This is a genomic window from Streptococcus sp. GMD6S, assembly GCF_000297015.1.
The window spans coordinates 1-514 of sequence record NZ_AJRH01000276.1 but is presented as its reverse complement, the minus strand read 5'-3'; the positions used below and the strand labels follow the sequence as shown (position 1 = coordinate 514).

Sequence of the window (514 nt, the reverse complement as noted above, 5' to 3'; positions counted from 1 at the left end):
GGCGAATGCAAAAGCTACGATTGTACAAATTATAGAATCTTTTCAGGGGATTTAGGAAGGGATCTTAGTCATATTGACGTTGCTATCGATTTTTGTTATAGTCAAAGAGAGCAGTCTGGAACAATAGTTTATGCACAGTCTGTGGATAAGTCTAGGGGGAACAGGACATTTAGCTAATATCCTAGAGGGGTCTTGAGAATTGCCCCGGAAACTAGTAACGGGCTAGCTTTCTAGTAGAAATCTTAGTCTAGTAGGGATTTGAGCAGGTCTGCCTGAGGGTGACAGGTTCAAAGTCTAAGAGCTAACTTCTGGAGAAGCTGATTTTTAGGCATGTTTTCTTATCCACAAGTTGTGGATAACTGTAGAGAGTCAGCTTGTGAATCAACTTCAAGTCCAAGTTTCATAAAAGAAGAACCTTTGCGCGATGCAAAGGTTCTTTGGGTTAGGAGTGGTTTGGTAGCCAGCTGAGGGTGAAGGTCAGTTGCTCAGCTTTCAAGAGGTCTTGGTGTTGAAT

The 514-nt window shown here is 42.2% G+C and carries 1 pseudogene; it reads right to left on the bottom strand.

The window, feature by feature from the left end:
• Nucleotides 1-442 precede the first annotated feature (442 nt).
• Nucleotides 443-514: pseudogene (locus GMD6S_RS13160) on the bottom strand (glycoside hydrolase domain-containing protein); the annotation flags it as partial.